Origin of the sequence: Bradyrhizobium sp. Bra64 (genome assembly GCF_024519875.1) — a bacterium.
In the GTDB taxonomy this organism is placed as follows: domain Bacteria; phylum Pseudomonadota; class Alphaproteobacteria; order Rhizobiales; family Xanthobacteraceae; genus Bradyrhizobium; species Bradyrhizobium japonicum_G.
In genome coordinates this window covers 700298-715406 of the sequence record NZ_JALJRD010000001.1, presented here as the reverse complement: position 1 = coordinate 715406, position 15109 = coordinate 700298, and the positions used below count along the sequence as shown (strand labels likewise).

At 64.1% G+C, this 15109-nt stretch carries 13 protein-coding genes; 3 read left to right on the top strand and 10 right to left on the bottom strand.

The window, feature by feature from the left end:
• Positions 1 to 162 precede the first annotated feature (162 nt).
• The 7 genes from NR187_RS03335 to NR187_RS03305 form a co-directional block, all read right to left on the bottom strand.
• The gene (locus tag NR187_RS03335; protein ID WP_211382237.1) at positions 163 to 1560 is read right to left on the bottom strand and encodes an NAD(P)(+) transhydrogenase (Re/Si-specific) subunit beta; all 1398 of its coding nucleotides are present in this window, start codon (positions 1558 to 1560) and stop codon (positions 163 to 165) included.
• A gap of 38 nt (positions 1561 to 1598) precedes the next feature.
• Positions 1599 to 1916, bottom strand: a complete 318-nt coding sequence (locus NR187_RS03330; protein WP_211382236.1) for a proton-translocating transhydrogenase family protein — start codon at positions 1914 to 1916, stop codon at positions 1599 to 1601.
• An 11-nt stretch (positions 1917 to 1927) separates the two neighbouring features.
• Positions 1928 to 3055: a Re/Si-specific NAD(P)(+) transhydrogenase subunit alpha gene (locus NR187_RS03325; RefSeq protein WP_256805695.1), complete on the bottom strand. Its 1128-nt coding sequence runs from the start codon at positions 3053 to 3055 to the stop codon at positions 1928 to 1930.
• Positions 3056 to 3189: 134 nt separating this feature from the next.
• Positions 3190 to 3342, bottom strand: coding sequence for an aa3-type cytochrome c oxidase subunit IV (locus tag NR187_RS03320; RefSeq protein WP_008546229.1), 153 nt, complete (start codon positions 3340 to 3342; stop codon positions 3190 to 3192).
• A gap of 96 nt (positions 3343 to 3438) precedes the next feature.
• Positions 3439 to 3831: a type II toxin-antitoxin system death-on-curing family toxin gene (locus NR187_RS03315; protein WP_211382234.1), complete on the bottom strand. Its 393-nt coding sequence runs from the start codon at positions 3829 to 3831 to the stop codon at positions 3439 to 3441.
• A gap of 12 nt (positions 3832 to 3843) precedes the next feature.
• The gene (locus tag NR187_RS03310; protein WP_211382233.1) at positions 3844 to 4068 is read right to left on the bottom strand and encodes an AbrB family transcriptional regulator; all 225 of its coding nucleotides are present in this window, start codon (positions 4066 to 4068) and stop codon (positions 3844 to 3846) included.
• Between the two features lie 111 nt (positions 4069 to 4179).
• Positions 4180 to 6132, bottom strand: coding sequence for a M3 family oligoendopeptidase (locus NR187_RS03305; RefSeq protein WP_256805693.1), 1953 nt, complete (start codon positions 6130 to 6132; stop codon positions 4180 to 4182).
• A gap of 127 nt (positions 6133 to 6259) precedes the next feature.
• Here NR187_RS03305 and NR187_RS03300 point away from each other — a divergent pair, with 127 nt between their 5' ends.
• The 3 genes from NR187_RS03300 to NR187_RS03290 all read left to right on the top strand — a co-directional run bounded on the left by NR187_RS03300 (position 6260) and on the right by NR187_RS03290 (position 12254).
• Entirely contained in the window at positions 6260 to 7756 is a 1497-nt protein-coding gene (locus tag NR187_RS03300) for a sigma-54 dependent transcriptional regulator (RefSeq protein ID WP_211382231.1), read from the top strand.
• Positions 7757 to 8118: 362 nt separating this feature from the next.
• A complete protein-coding gene (locus NR187_RS03295; RefSeq protein WP_256805692.1) occupies positions 8119 to 10344 on the top strand; it encodes a L,D-transpeptidase family protein in 2226 nt (741 codons plus the stop codon).
• Positions 10345 to 10631: 287 nt separating this feature from the next.
• Positions 10632 to 12254: a DUF882 domain-containing protein gene (locus NR187_RS03290; RefSeq protein ID WP_256805691.1), complete on the top strand. Its 1623-nt coding sequence runs from the start codon at positions 10632 to 10634 to the stop codon at positions 12252 to 12254.
• A gap of 116 nt (positions 12255 to 12370) precedes the next feature.
• On the opposite strand, the gene NR187_RS03285 is transcribed toward NR187_RS03290, so the two are convergent.
• The 3 genes from NR187_RS03285 to NR187_RS03275 form a co-directional block, all read right to left on the bottom strand.
• Entirely contained in the window at positions 12371 to 12790 is a 420-nt protein-coding gene (locus NR187_RS03285) for a DUF1801 domain-containing protein (RefSeq protein ID WP_211382228.1), read from the bottom strand.
• Positions 12791 to 12837: 47 nt separating this feature from the next.
• A complete protein-coding gene (locus tag NR187_RS03280) occupies positions 12838 to 14604 on the bottom strand; it encodes an adenylate/guanylate cyclase domain-containing protein (RefSeq protein WP_211382227.1) in 1767 nt (588 codons plus the stop codon).
• A gap of 116 nt (positions 14605 to 14720) precedes the next feature.
• Positions 14721 to 14993, bottom strand: coding sequence for a DUF2312 domain-containing protein (locus tag NR187_RS03275; protein WP_200295726.1), 273 nt, complete (start codon positions 14991 to 14993; stop codon positions 14721 to 14723).
• Positions 14994 to 15109 lie beyond the last annotated feature (116 nt).

Here is a 15109-nt window from a genome sequence, read left to right as displayed (position 1 = left end):
CCATGGTCATGACGATGCGGCCCGGTCCCCGGTTCAGGACTTGGCACCGCTCCGCAGCCATTTCATGACATCGGGCCACATGACATCGGGCTGGAGTCTCGCTGGAACGTCACCCCAGCCGCACGCCGCCTCGTGAGCGGCGTGCCATGCGACGCGCTGGCGCTACATCGCCTTGACGATGTTCTCGGTGACCTTCTTGGCGTCGCCGAGCAGCATCATGGTGTTGTCGCGATAGAACAGCGGATTGTCGATGCCGGCGTAACCCGAAGCCAGCGAGCGCTTGATGAACATCACGGTGCCGGCCTTCCAGACCTGGAGCACGGGCATGCCGTAGATCGGCGAGGTCTTGTCCTCCTCGGCGGCCGGATTGGTGACGTCGTTGGCGCCGATCACGAAGGCGATGTCGGCCTGCGCGAATTCGGAGTTGATGTCCTCGAGCTCGAACACCTCGTCGTAGGGCACATTGGCTTCGGCCAGCAGCACGTTCATATGGCCGGGCATGCGGCCGGCGACCGGGTGAATGGCGTACTTCACCTCGACGCCTTCCTTCTTCAGGATGTCGCCCATTTCGCGCAGCGCATGCTGGGCTTGCGCCACCGCCATGCCGTAGCCGGGCACGATGATGACCTTCTGCGCGTTCTTCATGATGAAGGCCGCGTCGTCCGCCGAGCCGAGCTTGGCGGGCTTCTGCTCGCCCGTAGCCCCGCCCGCTGCGGCGGTCTCGCCGCCGAAGCCGCCAAGGATGACCGAGATGAAGGACCGGTTCATCGCGTGGCACATGATGTAGGACAGGATCGCACCGGACGAGCCCACCAGCGCGCCGGTGATGATCAGCGCGGAATTGCCGAGGGTGAAGCCGATGCCGGCCGCGGCCCAGCCGGAGTAGGAGTTCAGCATCGAGATCACGACCGGCATGTCGGCGCCGCCGATCGGGATGATCATGAGCACGCCGAGCGCCAGCGCGATGATGACGATCAGCCAGAAGTCCACTGCGCTGCCGGTCAGCACGAGGCCGACGATGAAGACCACCAGGGCCACGGCAAGCGCGATGTTGATGACATGGCGGAACGGCAGGATGATCGGCGCACCGCTCATACGCGCGGACAGCTTCAGGAACGCGATCACCGAGCCGGTGAAGGTCAGCGCGCCGATGGCGACGCCGAGCGACATCTCGACCAGGCTCTGCGGATGGATGTTGCCGGGGCTGCCGATATCGAAGGCCTCGGGCGCGTAGAACGCGCCGGCGGCGACCAGCACCGCAGCCATGCCGACCAGCGAGTGGAAGGCGGCGACCAGTTCCGGCATCGAGGTCATCGGCACGCGGCGCGCAACGACCGCACCAATGCCACCGCCGATCGCGATGCCGACGATGACGAGAAGCCAGGCAAGGCCATCCGCCGGCGGATGGTTGGCAAGGGTGGTGGCGACCGCGATCGCCATGCCGATCATGCCGAACAAATTGCCCTGGCGCGACGTGGCCGGGCTCGACAAACCTCGCAGCGACAGGATGAACAGCACACCCGCCACGAGATACAAGACTGCAGACAGATTGGCGCTCATCTCAGGTCCCCATTCGCCAGTTCACCCCGAGGTGACGCTTACTTGGCCTTCTTCTTGTACATCCCCAGCATGCGCTGGGTGACAAGGAAGCCGCCGAAGATATTGATGCAGGCAAAGATCAGCGCCACGAAGCCGAAGGCTCGGGCCCAGCCCGAGCCGCTCGAAACATTCGCAACCCCGCCGGCGAGCAGCGCACCGACCACGATCACCGAGGAGATCGCGTTGGTCACGCTCATCAGCGGCGTATGCAGCGCGGGCGTGACCGACCACACCACGAAATAGCCGACGAAGACGGCGAGAACGAAAATCGACAGCCGGAAGACGAAGGGGTCGACGACCTGTGCAATGTGCTCCATGGCGGCTCTCCTTAAGCTTTCGGCTGGAAGTTCGGGTGGATCACGGCGCCGTCCCTGGTCAGCGCGGTGGCCTTGACCAGTTCGTCGTCCCAGTTCACGGCGAGCTTCTGCTCCTTCTTGTCGACCATGGTCTCGATGAAGGAGAACAGATTGCGCGCGTAGAGGCTGGAGGCCGAGGCAGCGACGCGGCCGGCGACGTTGGTGTAGCCGACGATCTTGATGCCATCGAGGTCGACGACCTCGCCGGGCCTGGCGCCCTCGACATTGCCGCCGCGCTCGACGGCGAGATCGACCAGCACCGAACCCGGCTTCATCGACTTGACCATCTCGGCGCTGACGAGCTTCGGCGCGGGCCGGCCCGGGATCAGCGCCGTCGTGATCACGATGTCCTGCTTCTTGATGTGCTCGGCGGTGAGCGCGGCCTGCTTGGCCTGATATTCCTTCGACATCTCCTTGGCGTAGCCGCCGGCGGTCTGCGCATTCTTGAATTCCTCGTCCTCGACGGCGAGGAATTTCGCACCGAGCGATTCCACCTGCTCCTTGGTCGCGGGCCGCACGTCGGTCGCGGTGACGATGGCGCCGAGACGGCGCGCGGTCGCGATCGCCTGCAGGCCGGCGACGCCGACGCCCATCACGAACACTTTTGCCGCGGGCACCGTGCCGGCCGCGGTCATCATCATCGGGAAGGCGCGGCCGAAGGCCTCGGCGCCCTCGATCACGGCGCGGTAGCCGGCAAGGTTCGCCTGCGAGGACAGCACGTCCATCACCTGCGCGCGCGTGATGCGCGGCATCAATTCCATCGCGAAGGCGGAGACGCCGGCATCGGCGATCGTCTTCAGCGCGGCCTCGTTGCCATAGGGGTCCATGATGGCGATGACGAGCGCGCCGCGCTTGTACTGCGAAAGCTCGGAGGCTTCGGGGCGCTTCACCTTGATGATGATGTCGGCGTCCTTCAGCGCGTCGGCGCTGACGGTGGCGCCGACCGCGGTGAATTCGGAATCCGGCAGGCCCGACTTGAGACCGGCGCCCGGCTCGACGGCGATCTCGGCGCCCAGCGCCTTGAACTTCTTCACCGTATCAGGCGAAGCGGCGACGCGCGGCTCCGACGGATCGATTTCCTTGGCAACGGCGATCTTCATAGGCCCTCCGGCGACGCGGAAAAGCGCGCACGCAACTTAGCGTCACTCCCGCAACGTTGGATACCGGTTTTCAATCCGGCTTGATTGCAAATTTTCTGGGCACCGACGACGCTGGCGGTGCGGTAGGCGATGGATCAGGTCAGGAAGATCGCCATCAGGATCACGATGAGCGCGACGGAAACCGTGCCGTACTTCACCAGCTTGATGAAGCCCTCATAGGTCTGCTCGTGGGCAACGTAGTCGTTGCCGTCGGCCGTGGTGTAGGCCACTTCGCTATGGTCAGCCATGGATTGTCCCCCGTCGAAAGTCGAATTCCCGGCTGGCAATAGCGCAAACCGCCGGGCAGGGCAACGGCGGCCAGGCGCGGTTTCACGCAAATCAGGTCATTTGGAATCCAGATTGTCGCGGATCCAGCGAGTGAGGCTCTGCTCGCTGACTTCGCCAGCGGCGAGCGAGAGGATGATGGTGGTCGCCTCCGCAGGATCGGGACTGAAGGCAACACCGTTCTTGTGGAGGAAGACCATCAACGCCATGAAGGCGATGCGCTTGTTACCGTCGACGAATGCGTGGTTTTTCGCAAGACCGAATGCATATGCCGCAGCAAGCTCTTCCAGCGGGGCCTGCTCATAGCGCCATTTGATCGGCCGCTCCAACGCTGAACGCAACATTCCTTCGTCGCGCAATCCAGGCGCACCGCCAAAGCGCCGGAGTTGTCGACCATGAATAGCCACAGCCTGCTCGTAGGTGATCCAGAGCGGCTCCTCGGGCTCGCTCATTTAAACGAGCCCTTACTTCGCGAGCGCCGCGAGAGTGTCGCGATATTTGTCCATGATCTCGTCGGCGATTTCCATCGTCCGCTCGAAATCGGGATCATACGGCAACAACTGGAAACCACCGCCGGACAATTCCACGATGTGGAGTTGCTGTCCACGCTTGAGATCGAGCCGCTGCATCAACTCGCGCGGCAGCAACAGACCATCCGAATTGCCGATTTTCCTGATCTCGATCTTCATGACTTCACGCCCGCTCGCGTTATACATTTGTATAACATCGGTCGGACGGAAGTTCAACAGATGTTTTACTATCCTTCCGCTGGCGCCAGGACTGAGCCCAGCCCCCCGCCCTCAGCCCATCGCCTCCAGCTCATCGATCATGCCTGCGATGACCGACAGCCCCCCGTCCCAGAATTTCGGATCCTTGGCATCGAGGCCGAACGGCCGCAGCAGCTCGGAATAGTGCTTGGTGCCGCCGGCGGCGAGCATGTCGAGATAGCGTTCGGCAAAACCCTCGGCCGCGTTCTCGTAGACGGCGTACAGCGAGTTCACGAGACAATCGCCGAAGGCATAGGCGTAGACGTAGAACGGCGAATGGATGAAGTGCGGGATGTACATCCAGTAGTTCTCGTAGCCCGCCTTGATCTCGATCGCCGGCCCGAGGCTCTCGCCCTGCACCGAGAGCCAGATCTCGCCAAGCCGCGTTGCCGTGAGCTCGCCGTTCTTGCGCTCGGTGTGGACCGCGCGCTCGAAGGAATAGAACGCGATCTGCCGCACCACGGTGTTGATCATGTCCTCGACCTTGCCGGCGAGCAGCGCCTGGCGCTGCTTTGCGCTCTTGGTCTGCGCCAGCAACCGGCGGAAAGTCAGCATCTCCCCGAACACGCTTGCGGTCTCGGCCAGCGTCAGCGGCGTCGGCGCCATCAGCGCGCCGTTCCTGGCGGCCAGAACCTGGTGCACGCCATGGCCGAGTTCGTGCGCAAGCGTCATCACGTCGCGCGGCTTGCCCTGGTAATTCATCAGCACATAGGGGTGGGCCGACGGCGTGGTCGGATGCGAGAAGGCGCCCGGAGCCTTGCCGGGCCGCACCGGCGCATCGATCCAGCGGTCGGTGAAGAAGCGCTCGGCGATATCGGCCATTTTCGGCGAGAAGCCGCGATAGGCCGTGAGCACCATGCTTCGCGCGTCGGGCCAGCCGATGATGTCGGTCGCCGCAAACGGCAGTGGCGCGTTGCGGTCCCAATAGGCCAGCCGTTTCTTGCCGAACCACTTCGCCTTCAGCCCGTAATAGCGATGCGACAGCTTTGGATAGGCCGCACGCACCGAAGCGACCAGCGCATCCACCACTTCGCGCTCGACGCGATTGTTGAGATGGCGAGAATCCGCGACGTCCCTGAAGCCGCGCCAATTGTCGGAGATGTCCTTGTCCTTGGCGAGCGTGTTGGTGATCAGCGCAAAGGTGCGCTCATTGGCCTTGAAGGTTTTGGCCAGCGCTTCCGCAGCGCTCTTGCGCTTGGCGCCGTCGCGGTCCTGCAACAAATTGAGCGTCGGCTCGATCGCGAGCTCCTTGGCCCCGACCTTGAAGCGCAAGCCCGAGATGGTCTGGTCGAACAGCCGGTTGAAGGCGGAATAGCCGGTCTGCGACTTCTCCAGGAAGAGCTGCTCGAGCTTGTCGTCGAGCTGATACGGCTTCTCCTTGCGCAGATCCTCGATCCAGGGACGGTAGTGCGCGAGCTCGGCGGCCTGCATCGCACGGTTCAAGATATCGTCATCGACACGATTGAGCTCGAGCGCGAAGAACAGCAGATGCGTGGACGCGGTCGTCAGCCGCTCAGAGACATCACCGTAAAACTTTGAAATCGTAGGGTCCACGCTGTCGCCGGCATGGACGAGACCGGCATAGGAGCCGAGACGGCCGGCCAGATCGTCGATCGCCTCATAGCGTCGCACGGCGCCCGCGAGCCATTTTCCGCCATCTTCATTTGCTGTGCCTGTCGCGAGCTTGCCCTTGTAGTCGGTCTCGAACGCGACGCAATCGGCATCCATCTTCTCGAGATCGCGCGCCACTTCCGGCGCATCGATCCCGGAATAGAGGTCGGCGAGGTTCCACTCCGGAAGCTTGCCGGTCTTGATCGCAGGCTTGGCGCGTGAAGATTTGGCGCGTGAAGGTTCGGCGCGTGAAGGTTTGGAGGGCTTTGCCTTGGCAGCGGATTTCTTGGTGCTCGGCTTGCGGACGGCGGCTTTGCTCGGAACGGGCTTCTTGAGAGCAGGCTTTTTAACGGCAGACTTGGAGCGCGAATTCATTGTGTGGGAAACCTGTGTTCAACAATCGCGACGGCGGGCGGGGGCATCAAGGTTTAAGAGTGCGTTAATCGGCTTCGGCCAGAGTGCCCCGATTCGAGACAGATAGTAGTAGCGTGCGGGGAACACCATGGCTGCCAGTATTTTGATCGCCGACGACGACGCTGTAGCCCGCCGGCTGGTCGAGAACATGGTGCAGAAATGCGGCTATGAGACGGTCGTCGTGGACTCCGGCGACGCCGCGATCGCCGCCCTCACCGCCCCTGACGCACCGGCCATCGACGGCGTCATCCTCGATCTCGTGATGCCCGGGCTCGACGGCATGGGCGTGCTGGCGAAAATCCGCGAAGCGGGCCTCAGCATCCCCGTCATCGTGCAGACCGCCCATGGCGGCATCGACAACGTGATCTCGGCGATGCGCGCGGGCGCGGCCGACTTCGTCGTCAAGCCGGTCGGCCTGGAGCGGCTTCAGGTTTCTCTGCGCAATGCGCTCAACGCATCCGCGCTCAAGGGCGAATTGCAGCGCATCCGTCACAGCCGCGAGGGCCGGCTGACCTTCTCCGATATCATCACCCGCGCCGAGGCGATGGCGGGCGTGATGCGGACCGCGCAGAAGGCGGCAGGCTCGTCGATCCCCGTGCTGATCGAGGGCGAGTCCGGCGTCGGCAAGGAGATGTTCGCGCGCGCCATCCATGGCAGCGGCGAGCGCAAGGCAAAGCCGTTCGTCGCGGTCAATTGCGGCGCCATCCCCGACAACCTCGTCGAGTCCATCCTGTTCGGTCACGAGAAGGGTGCCTTCACCGGCGCCACCGAACGCCACACCGGCAAGTTCGTCGAAGCTCATGGCGGCACGCTGTTTCTGGACGAAGTCAGCGAGCTGCCGCTGGCCGCGCAGGTCAAGCTGCTCCGCGCGCTCCAGGAAGGCGCGGTCGAGGCGGTCGGCGGACGCAAACCGGTCAAGGTCGACGTCCGCATCATCTCGGCGACCAACCGCAGGCTGCTGGAGCGGGTGAAACAGGGACATTTCCGGGAAGACCTGTTCTATCGCCTGCACGTGCTGCCGCTGACGATCCCCTCGCTGCGCTCCCGGCGCGAGGACATCCCGCATCTGCTCCGGCATTTCCTGGCGCGCTTTGCCGCCGAGGAGAACCGTCCCATCACCGGCATCAGCGGCGAGGCCGTCGCACACCTGGCCCAGCTCGACTGGCCCGGCAACATCCGCCAGCTCGAAAACGCGGTCTACCGCGCCGTGGTCATGAGCGACGGTGACCAGCTTGGCCTTGCCGACTTCCCCCTTCTCACGTCGCAGCCGCATCACGCGACGGAGATTCCGACCGCGCCGCTGATGCTCGAGCCGATCGCGGCGCCCTCCGTGGTGTCAGGAAATGAAATACCGATTGCGCCGTTCCCCCTGACGGGGACCCTCCCCATGCTGACCGCGACCGGCGACGTCCGCCCGCTGGAGGAGATTGAGAACGAGATCATCCGTTTCGCGATCTCGCATTACCGCGGCCAGATGTCCGAGGTCGCCCGCCGCCTCAAAATCGGCCGGTCCACCCTCTACCGCAAACTCGACGAGGCCGGGGTTCCCGGCCATGGCGGCAAAAGCGGTGAGGAGACGCACTGAGCCTGATGCGAACGGAGGTTCGTTCGGCCGGTGCGCGGCGACTGTAAGCCGTTCGCATGACGACAGAATTCGACTGCGGCGTGAACCGTGACTTGGAAGTGACAGACACAGGGAAAAGCGCGTGGCAGAGACGCACAATCCGTTGCAAACGGGCTTCCTTGAAGTCAGTTTGTCGTGAGTTGTCCCGGGTAGCGCTGGCTGCGAAATCGGGGCCTGTATATCGTCTGCGTAGGATTCGTCTCCGTAGGAATCGTTGCGTGCAGGCGTGCAACTTTCGAGAGGCCGGCGCAGTTTAGCCGAAGCTCAATAGACGATAACGAAGCTGTTCCACGAGGGACAGTTCACCCGAGGGGTGCGACACAATGCGTGACTGTTTGAACCACCGTGCAGGCCTCGACCGTGTCTTGATGACGGTCGCTGCGACCTTCCTCACGGTATCGGCCAGCTCAGCCTTGGCCCAGGATCAGGCGCGCAGCAGCGCTGCCGAGCTTGCGATCGAAGCCGCGATCCCGCGCCCCGAGCCCGCAAACGTCCCGCCTCCGACCGCCTCCGACATCAAGCTCGACGCCACCGCCACGGTTCAGGAACCGGCCAAGGAAGCTGCGAAGGAGCCCGTCAAGGCGGAAGCCGCACCGGCCCCGGACAAGGTCGAGACCAAGCCTTCCGACGTCGCCACAACGCCTGCCGAGGCGCCGAAGAGCGAGACGGCGAAGACTGAACCAGCGAAGACCGAGCCTGCCAAGATTGAGCCTGCCAAGATTGAGCCTGCCAAGGCCGACACCGCGACCACAACGCCGGCCGCGCCCGCCACGGCAGCTGCTCCGGCCTCGGAGCCGGTCAAGGCCGCGAGCAATGTTCCCGCCGCCGACCAGCCGGTCGCCGACAAGCTCAAGGACATCATCGGCGCCAAGACCTCGCGCCATTTCGACCGCAAGAACGAGCGCGCCGCCGTCGAGAAGTTCTACGGCGCACGCGACTTCGCGCCGGTCTGGACGCAAGCCGGCAGCCTGACCGCTGCGGCCAAGGGCGTGATCGCGCGGCTGAAGGACGCGGCCTCCGACGGCCTCAACCCGGCCGACTATCCGGTGCCGGATTTCGCTGCCGCGACGAGCCCCGACGCGCTCGCCGATGCCGAGCTCAAGCTCACCGCCAGCATGTTCGACTATGCGCGCCAGGCCCAGAGCGGCCGCATGCACTGGTCGCAGGTCAGCGGCGACATCCTCTATCCCGAGCATCCGGTCGACCCGAACGAGGTGCTCGCCAAGATCACGACCGCGACTGACGCCTCCGCTGCGCTCGACAGCTACAACCCGCCGCAGAAGCTCTACAAGGAGCTGAAGGCCAAGCTCGCGGAGCTCCGCGGCCAGGGCAACGGCCCGGTGATCGAGATCGCCGATGGTCCCGCGCTGAAATACACCCCGGCCCGCGGCAAGAAGCAGGCTGAAATCGTCGTCGAAGATCCGCGCGTGCCGCAGCTCCGTGCCAAACTTGGCATCGCCGAGAACGCGAGCGACACCCGGTATGACGCGACGGTCGCCGAAGCCGTGCGGAAATTCCAGACCAGCGCCGAGATGAAGGCGACCGGCATCCTCGACGACAAAACCGTCAAGGCGATCAACACCCCGAAGCGCGACAAGCAGATCGACGTGGTGCAGGTGAACATGGAGCGCTGGCGCTGGCTGCCGCGCGACCTCGGCGTACCCTCGCTGGGCGATGCCTATGTCATCCTCAACATTCCCGACTACACGCTGAAGGTCATGCAGCGCGGCCAGCAGGTCTGGACCACCCGCGTCGTCACCGGCAAGCCGGGCACGCACGCGACCCCGCTGCTCACCGAGACGATGAAGTACATCACGGTCAATCCGACCTGGAACGTGCCGCCCTCGATCGTCTACAACGAATATCTGCCGGCGCTTCAGCAGGACCCGACCGTGCTGCAGCGCATGGGCCTCAAGCTCGAGCAGAACCGCGACGGCTCGGTGCACATCTCGCAGCCGCCGGGCGAAGCCAACGCGCTCGGCCGCATCCGCTTCAACTTCCCCAACAAGTTCCTGGTCTATCAGCACGACACGCCGGACAAGAACCTGTTCGCCAGGGACGAGCGCGCCTTCAGCCATGGCTGCATGCGCGTGCAGAATCCGGATCAGTACGCCTCCGTCCTGCTCAACATCACCATGCCGAACGAGAAGTACACGCCGGAGCGCGTGCGCAGCATGTACGGCAAGAGCGAGGTCGACCTGAAATTCCCGACCCCGATCCCGGTCAACATCACCTATCAGACCGCGTTCGTGGATGACGCCGGCAAGCTGCAATTCCGCAAGGACGTCTATGGCCGCGACGCGACCATGATCAACATCCTGAAGAACGGCCGCGGCAAGGATCTCGAGAACGTGGTGGCACACTCCCAGCCCAGCTATTCGCGTCCGTCGACGACGCTGCCGCCCGGCGTGGCGGTGGCCAACAACGGCGGCGGCTTCGGCTCGTCCGGCCCGAACTTCTTCGAGCGGCTGTTCGGGGCTCCGACGACCCCGCCGCCGCCGGCTCCGGTCGGCCGCCGTACGCAGCAACAGCGGGTGTTCACCCGCTGAGCCGGGCCGGCCCGGCGTCTGTTTTTTGAAATTCTGCAATAAAATCAGCGACCTCATCCTCTGGATGGGGTCGCTTAACGTTAACCATTCTCCATCCGACCTCGGGCAGCGGGCGTTTTTTTGCCACACTCAGCCGGTTAGGTTCGTATTCTGACTTGGTTTGGGGGCGGGAAGGTCAACCTCAAATTAACCTTCTCGCTTTAACAAAGCGTTCATCCTCTTTCGCGCGCTAACGGGGTTGGCGGGAGAGTCCATTTTGAACGCTGGTCGACTGGGTGGGCTCTAACGTGCTGACTGGTCTCGCACGCCAATTCGCTGTGCTGTCGTTGTCCCATGCGGGAGTGAAGGCCGGATCCCGGATCGGCCTTGCTTCCGTATTGCTGTTTGCTGCCGCGGGTTCGGTTCATGACGCGGCGGCGCTGAACGAAACCAAGACGCTCTCGTTCCACCACACCCATTCCGGCGAAGACCTCACCGTCACCTTCAAGCGCGAAGGGCGCTACGACGAAACGGCGCTGAAGCAGCTCAACCACTTCCTGCGCGACTGGCGCACCCAGGACGAGACGGTCATGGACCGTCACCTCTTCGACATCCTCTGGGAAGTCTATCGCGACGTCGACGCCAAGCAGCCGATCCAGATCATCTCCTCCTACCGCTCCCCTGCCACCAACGCCATGCTCCGCCGCCGCTCCTCCGGTGTGGCGCGCTTCAGCCAGCACATGCTGGGGCATGCGATGGACTTCTACATTCCGAACGTGCCGCTGGAGCAGATCCGCTTCGCCGGACTGCGCCTCCAGCGCGGCGGCGTCGGCTTCTATCCGACCTCCGGCTCGCCCTTCGTGCATCTGGACACCGGCAGCATCCGGCACTGGCCGCGCATGACGCATGACCAGCTCGCCCGCGTCTTCCCGGACGGCCGCACGGTGCATGTCCCGGCCGACGGCACGCCGCTGAAGGGCTATGAGCTCGCCAAGGCCGACATCGAGCGCCGCGGTAGCGGCGACGATTCCGGCAGCAAGCCGAATTTCTTTGCCGCATTATTCAGGGGCAAGTCGGCTCCGGCCGCCACGAGCAGCGACGAGGATGACGAGGGCGCGCCCGCCGCGAGCGCGAAGCCAGCCGCGCCGACCGTGGTCGCCGCCGCAGCCAGGCCCGCCGATCCGGTGCCGACGCCGCGCGCCAAGCCGTCAGTGGCCGCCACGATCCAGCTCGCTTCGGCCGATGCGCAGATCGTCGCGCCGCCCAGGCCGAAGCCCGCGCCCGTGGCTGACAAGCCGGCAGCCGGCAGACCTGCCGACAGCAAGCCCGAGACCCCCGCCGACATCATCAATGCCCGCGGTTTCTGGGACACCCCGGCCACGCCGCAGCAGGCGACGCCGGCGCAGATCGCCGCGCTGAAGGCACGTCAGGCGCTTGCTTCCGCCACCGATCCGCAAGCAACCGCGAGCGTCTCCAACGCGGCCTATCAGGCGCTGGCCTATGCGCCGGCGTCCGCATCGCCGGTCGACCGCGCCAACGTCGTCGCTGCCTCCGCGCCGATCCCGCGCTCCGGTCGCCCCGCCTCCGCGGCGCGCAACCTTGCGCCCGCGACCGAGATCAACACGGTGGTCGGCAAGCGCATCGACGGCATGGTCGCGACCGCGACCCGGCTCTCCGCGGCCAAGGGCGAGAGCATCTGGCTCAAGATCGTGATGCTGTCGCCGAGCGCCAGCCGCGCGATGTCCGTCACGCTGATGGGCGAGCTCGACACCGCCGCAATGCGCGCCTACTTCGTCAAGCCGCAGTCCGTGATCGCCGTGGGGTTTGTCGACGATCCGATGCAGGGCATGTCCTGCGACAGTTTCACGGGCACTGCGACCGCAAAGCTCGAGACGACGTCGTTCGTCATGCGGACGGCTTCGCTGCGCTGACGTCTTGGAGCGATGCTAAAGCGCGATGAGATTGGGATGAATCGTCATCGCGCTTTAGGTTCTTGTTTGAGCATGATCTTTTCGGAAAACCGCTTCGCACTTTTCCGGATCATGCTCTAGCGCTTCCGCCGCCGATCCAGATGATACGTGAGCGCTAGCGATAGACAGACCGATAGCGGCTGCGTGGACAGCTTGCCCGACATCGGCAACAACAACGCCCTGGTCTGCCGATATTCGAACTGATCGGGAAAGCGCTCGCGGAACGTATCGACCAGCGTCGTCCTGCAATTGAACAGAATGGCGGCGTGCTCGGAATCCTTTACGCGGCCGAGCCGGATGGTGCTGCCGCTTCCGGACTGCTCGGTAAGATAGGCCGGTTCGCCCCATTTCAACGTCTCGGTCAGCGGACCGACGTCGCCATGCGCCTTGGCTGTCGCAAAGATGAGCTTGCGCACGTCGAGAAGGCGCCGGCGGATCGGCAATGGAAAGTCGTCGAAGGCCCGGCTCACCTCGCGCGGCAACAGCGGCTCAGTCACGTTCTCACTCTCGATCGATCGCCAATCGGTCTCCGCTGCGCGCCGGATCAAGCCGGCAGGCCTGCCCTGAGAAGGCCCGCCTCGTAGCGCTGACGATCTACGTCGCGCTTATAATGCTGGGTAGAGAGATGATTGGCCACCGAAAATGCCGGTTCACGCTTGAGAACTTCGGCTGCGTGCGCGCCAGCGGCAATTGCGTTGCCCATTTGCGCGAAGATGCCCGCAAGGAACGCGTGATGGGTGTGATCGGGGCGTGTGATCCGTGAGAGGGCCTCGGCGGCTTCGGCGTATTTCTCGGCACAATAATAGGCGCGCCCGAGATGGCTCCAGAAGCGTTCCGGGTGATACGGGTTGAGCCGCATCGCCTTCTTGATCCAGTCGACGCCCTCTTCAGGTCGGCCCAACCAGGTCAGGAGTTCGCCCTGTTGCACCACGACCAAGTCGTAGTTCGGGTTGAGCGCAAGCGCCCGCTCCTGATGGTAGGTGGCCTTGTCATGGTCGTCGCGGTTCAGATTGAGCGCCGCGAGGATGCGGTGGACGTCGCTGTCATTGTCGTCGAGGACCAGCGCGGTCTCCAGCTCTGAAGCGACCTTCTGGAAGGTGACTTCGCGATCCGCGCACCAGCTATAGACCCAGGTCTGGCCCAGGACGCACGCCTTCCACGCGTGTGCGTGAGCATAGTTCGCATCGAGTTCGAGCGCCCGGTCGAGCAGAAGTTGCGCCCGCGCATTGTCTTCGCGATTGGAACGATGATGCAAGACCTTGGCGGCCAACACGCATTCATAGGCCGCCATGTTGTCCGTGGGCTTGCGGTTCGCCCGATCGTGCGTCGCCGCCTCGACGCGGCCGGGCAACGTGGCGACAATCGCCCGTGTCATCTCGTCCTGGATGGCGAAGATGTCTCTGAGCTCGCCGTCGTAGCGTTCGGCCCAAATGTGCCGGTCGGTTTCCGCATCGATCAGCTGTACGGTGACGCGAACGCGATCTCCGGCCTTTCGCACACTGCCCTCGATGACATAATCGACGCCGAATTCGCGGCCGACGTCCTGCACCTTGACCGCCTTGCCCTTGTACACGAAGGTCGAGTTGCGGGAGATCACCAACAGGTCGTGGAAGCGTGAAAGCTCGGTGATGATGTCTTCGGTCAGGCCGTCCGCAAAGAACTCCTGCTCCGGGTCGCCGCTCATGTTGGCGAAGGGCAGCACCGCGATGGACGGCTTCTTCGACTTGCCTGTCGTCTTTGCAGTGCCCTTCGTGCCGACTGGCGTGCTTGCCGGACCCTCCTCCAGCCGTATCCGGTAGACGCGGATTGGACGGGCGATGTTCTTGACGTTCTGCTCGCCGATATCCTCGAATGCAACGCCATCAAGGCGCTGGCCGAGTTGGTCGCGCACCGCGCTCGAGATGCAGATACCTCCAGGCTCGGCCAGTGCCTCCAACCGTGCCGCGACGTTGACGCCGTCGCCGAAAATATCGTTCTGGTCGACGATCACGTCGCCCAGATTGATGCCAATGCGGAATTGCATCCATCGCGGCGGCGTGACGTCGGCATTGCGTCGCCCCATCCGGCCCTGAATTTCAGCGGCACACAGCACGGCGTCGACGACGCTATGGAATTCGACGAGCATGCCGTCACCCGTCGTCTTGATGATGCGGCCGTGATTTTTGGCAATGGCCGGATCGATGAGCTCGATCCGGTGGGTCTTGAGGCGTGCGAGCGTACCAGCCTCGTCCACCTCCATGAGCCGACTAAAGCCGACCATGTCAGCCGCGAGGACGGCTGCGAGCCTGCGCTCTGGTCCAGGCACGTCCATTGCTCGGTCCCTTCACCGAGCACTCTAGCAGACGTGCGGATTTTGCCCAAGCCGGGTGCGCTGCAAATTGCGGCGGGACGAGGTCCTCCTACCGCTGACGCAGCGGCCTCATCGCCTCAGATCATCCCCAGCGCCTGCATATAGGTTTCGAGAATCGTCTCGGCCTCGGCGCGCTCGTTGGGATCCTGCTTGCGCATCCGCACGATGGCGCGCAGCGCCTTGACGTCGTAGCCGTTGCCCTTGCTCTCGGCATAGACGTCGCGGATGTCGTCGGAGATCGCCTTCTTCTCTTCCTCCAGCCGCTCGATGCGCTCGATGATGGATTTGAGCTGGTCCTTGGCAAATTTCGTCGCGGGCTCGTCGTCGCGGACGGCGGCGGAGGTGGCCATCTTGGTACTCCCAATGGAACTGGCAAAACGAGGTGACGCCGGCATCCGTCACCGCGCGTGCTGGGTAGACCCTTAGGGTTGGTGTCCCCTGCGTTCAAGCAAGCATCGCGCTCGTC

Excerpts from the sequence above, each read along its gene's own strand:
- NR187_RS03335 (WP_211382237.1), bottom strand. The coding sequence starts at position 1,560 with ATGAGCGCCAATCTGTCTGCAGTCTTGTATCTCGTGGCGGGTGTGCTG.
- NR187_RS03330 (WP_211382236.1), bottom strand. The coding sequence starts at position 1,916 with ATGGAGCACATTGCACAGGTCGTCGACCCCTTCGTCTTCCGGCTGTCG.
- NR187_RS03325 (WP_256805695.1), bottom strand. The coding sequence starts at position 3,055 with ATGAAGATCGCCGTTGCCAAGGAAATCGATCCGTCGGAGCCGCGCGTC.
- NR187_RS03320 (WP_008546229.1), bottom strand. The coding sequence starts at position 3,342 with ATGGCTGACCATAGCGAAGTGGCCTACACCACGGCCGACGGCAACGAC.
- NR187_RS03315 (WP_211382234.1), bottom strand. The coding sequence starts at position 3,831 with ATGAGCGAGCCCGAGGAGCCGCTCTGGATCACCTACGAGCAGGCTGTG.
- NR187_RS03310 (WP_211382233.1), bottom strand. The coding sequence starts at position 4,068 with ATGAAGATCGAGATCAGGAAAATCGGCAATTCGGATGGTCTGTTGCTG.
- NR187_RS03305 (WP_256805693.1), bottom strand. The coding sequence starts at position 6,132 with ATGAATTCGCGCTCCAAGTCTGCCGTTAAAAAGCCTGCTCTCAAGAAG.
- NR187_RS03300 (WP_211382231.1), top strand. The coding sequence starts at position 6,260 with ATGGCTGCCAGTATTTTGATCGCCGACGACGACGCTGTAGCCCGCCGG.
- NR187_RS03295 (WP_256805692.1), top strand. The coding sequence starts at position 8,119 with ATGCGTGACTGTTTGAACCACCGTGCAGGCCTCGACCGTGTCTTGATG.
- NR187_RS03280 (WP_211382227.1), bottom strand. The coding sequence starts at position 14,604 with ATGGACGTGCCTGGACCAGAGCGCAGGCTCGCAGCCGTCCTCGCGGCT.
- NR187_RS03275 (WP_200295726.1), bottom strand. The coding sequence starts at position 14,993 with ATGGCCACCTCCGCCGCCGTCCGCGACGACGAGCCCGCGACGAAATTT.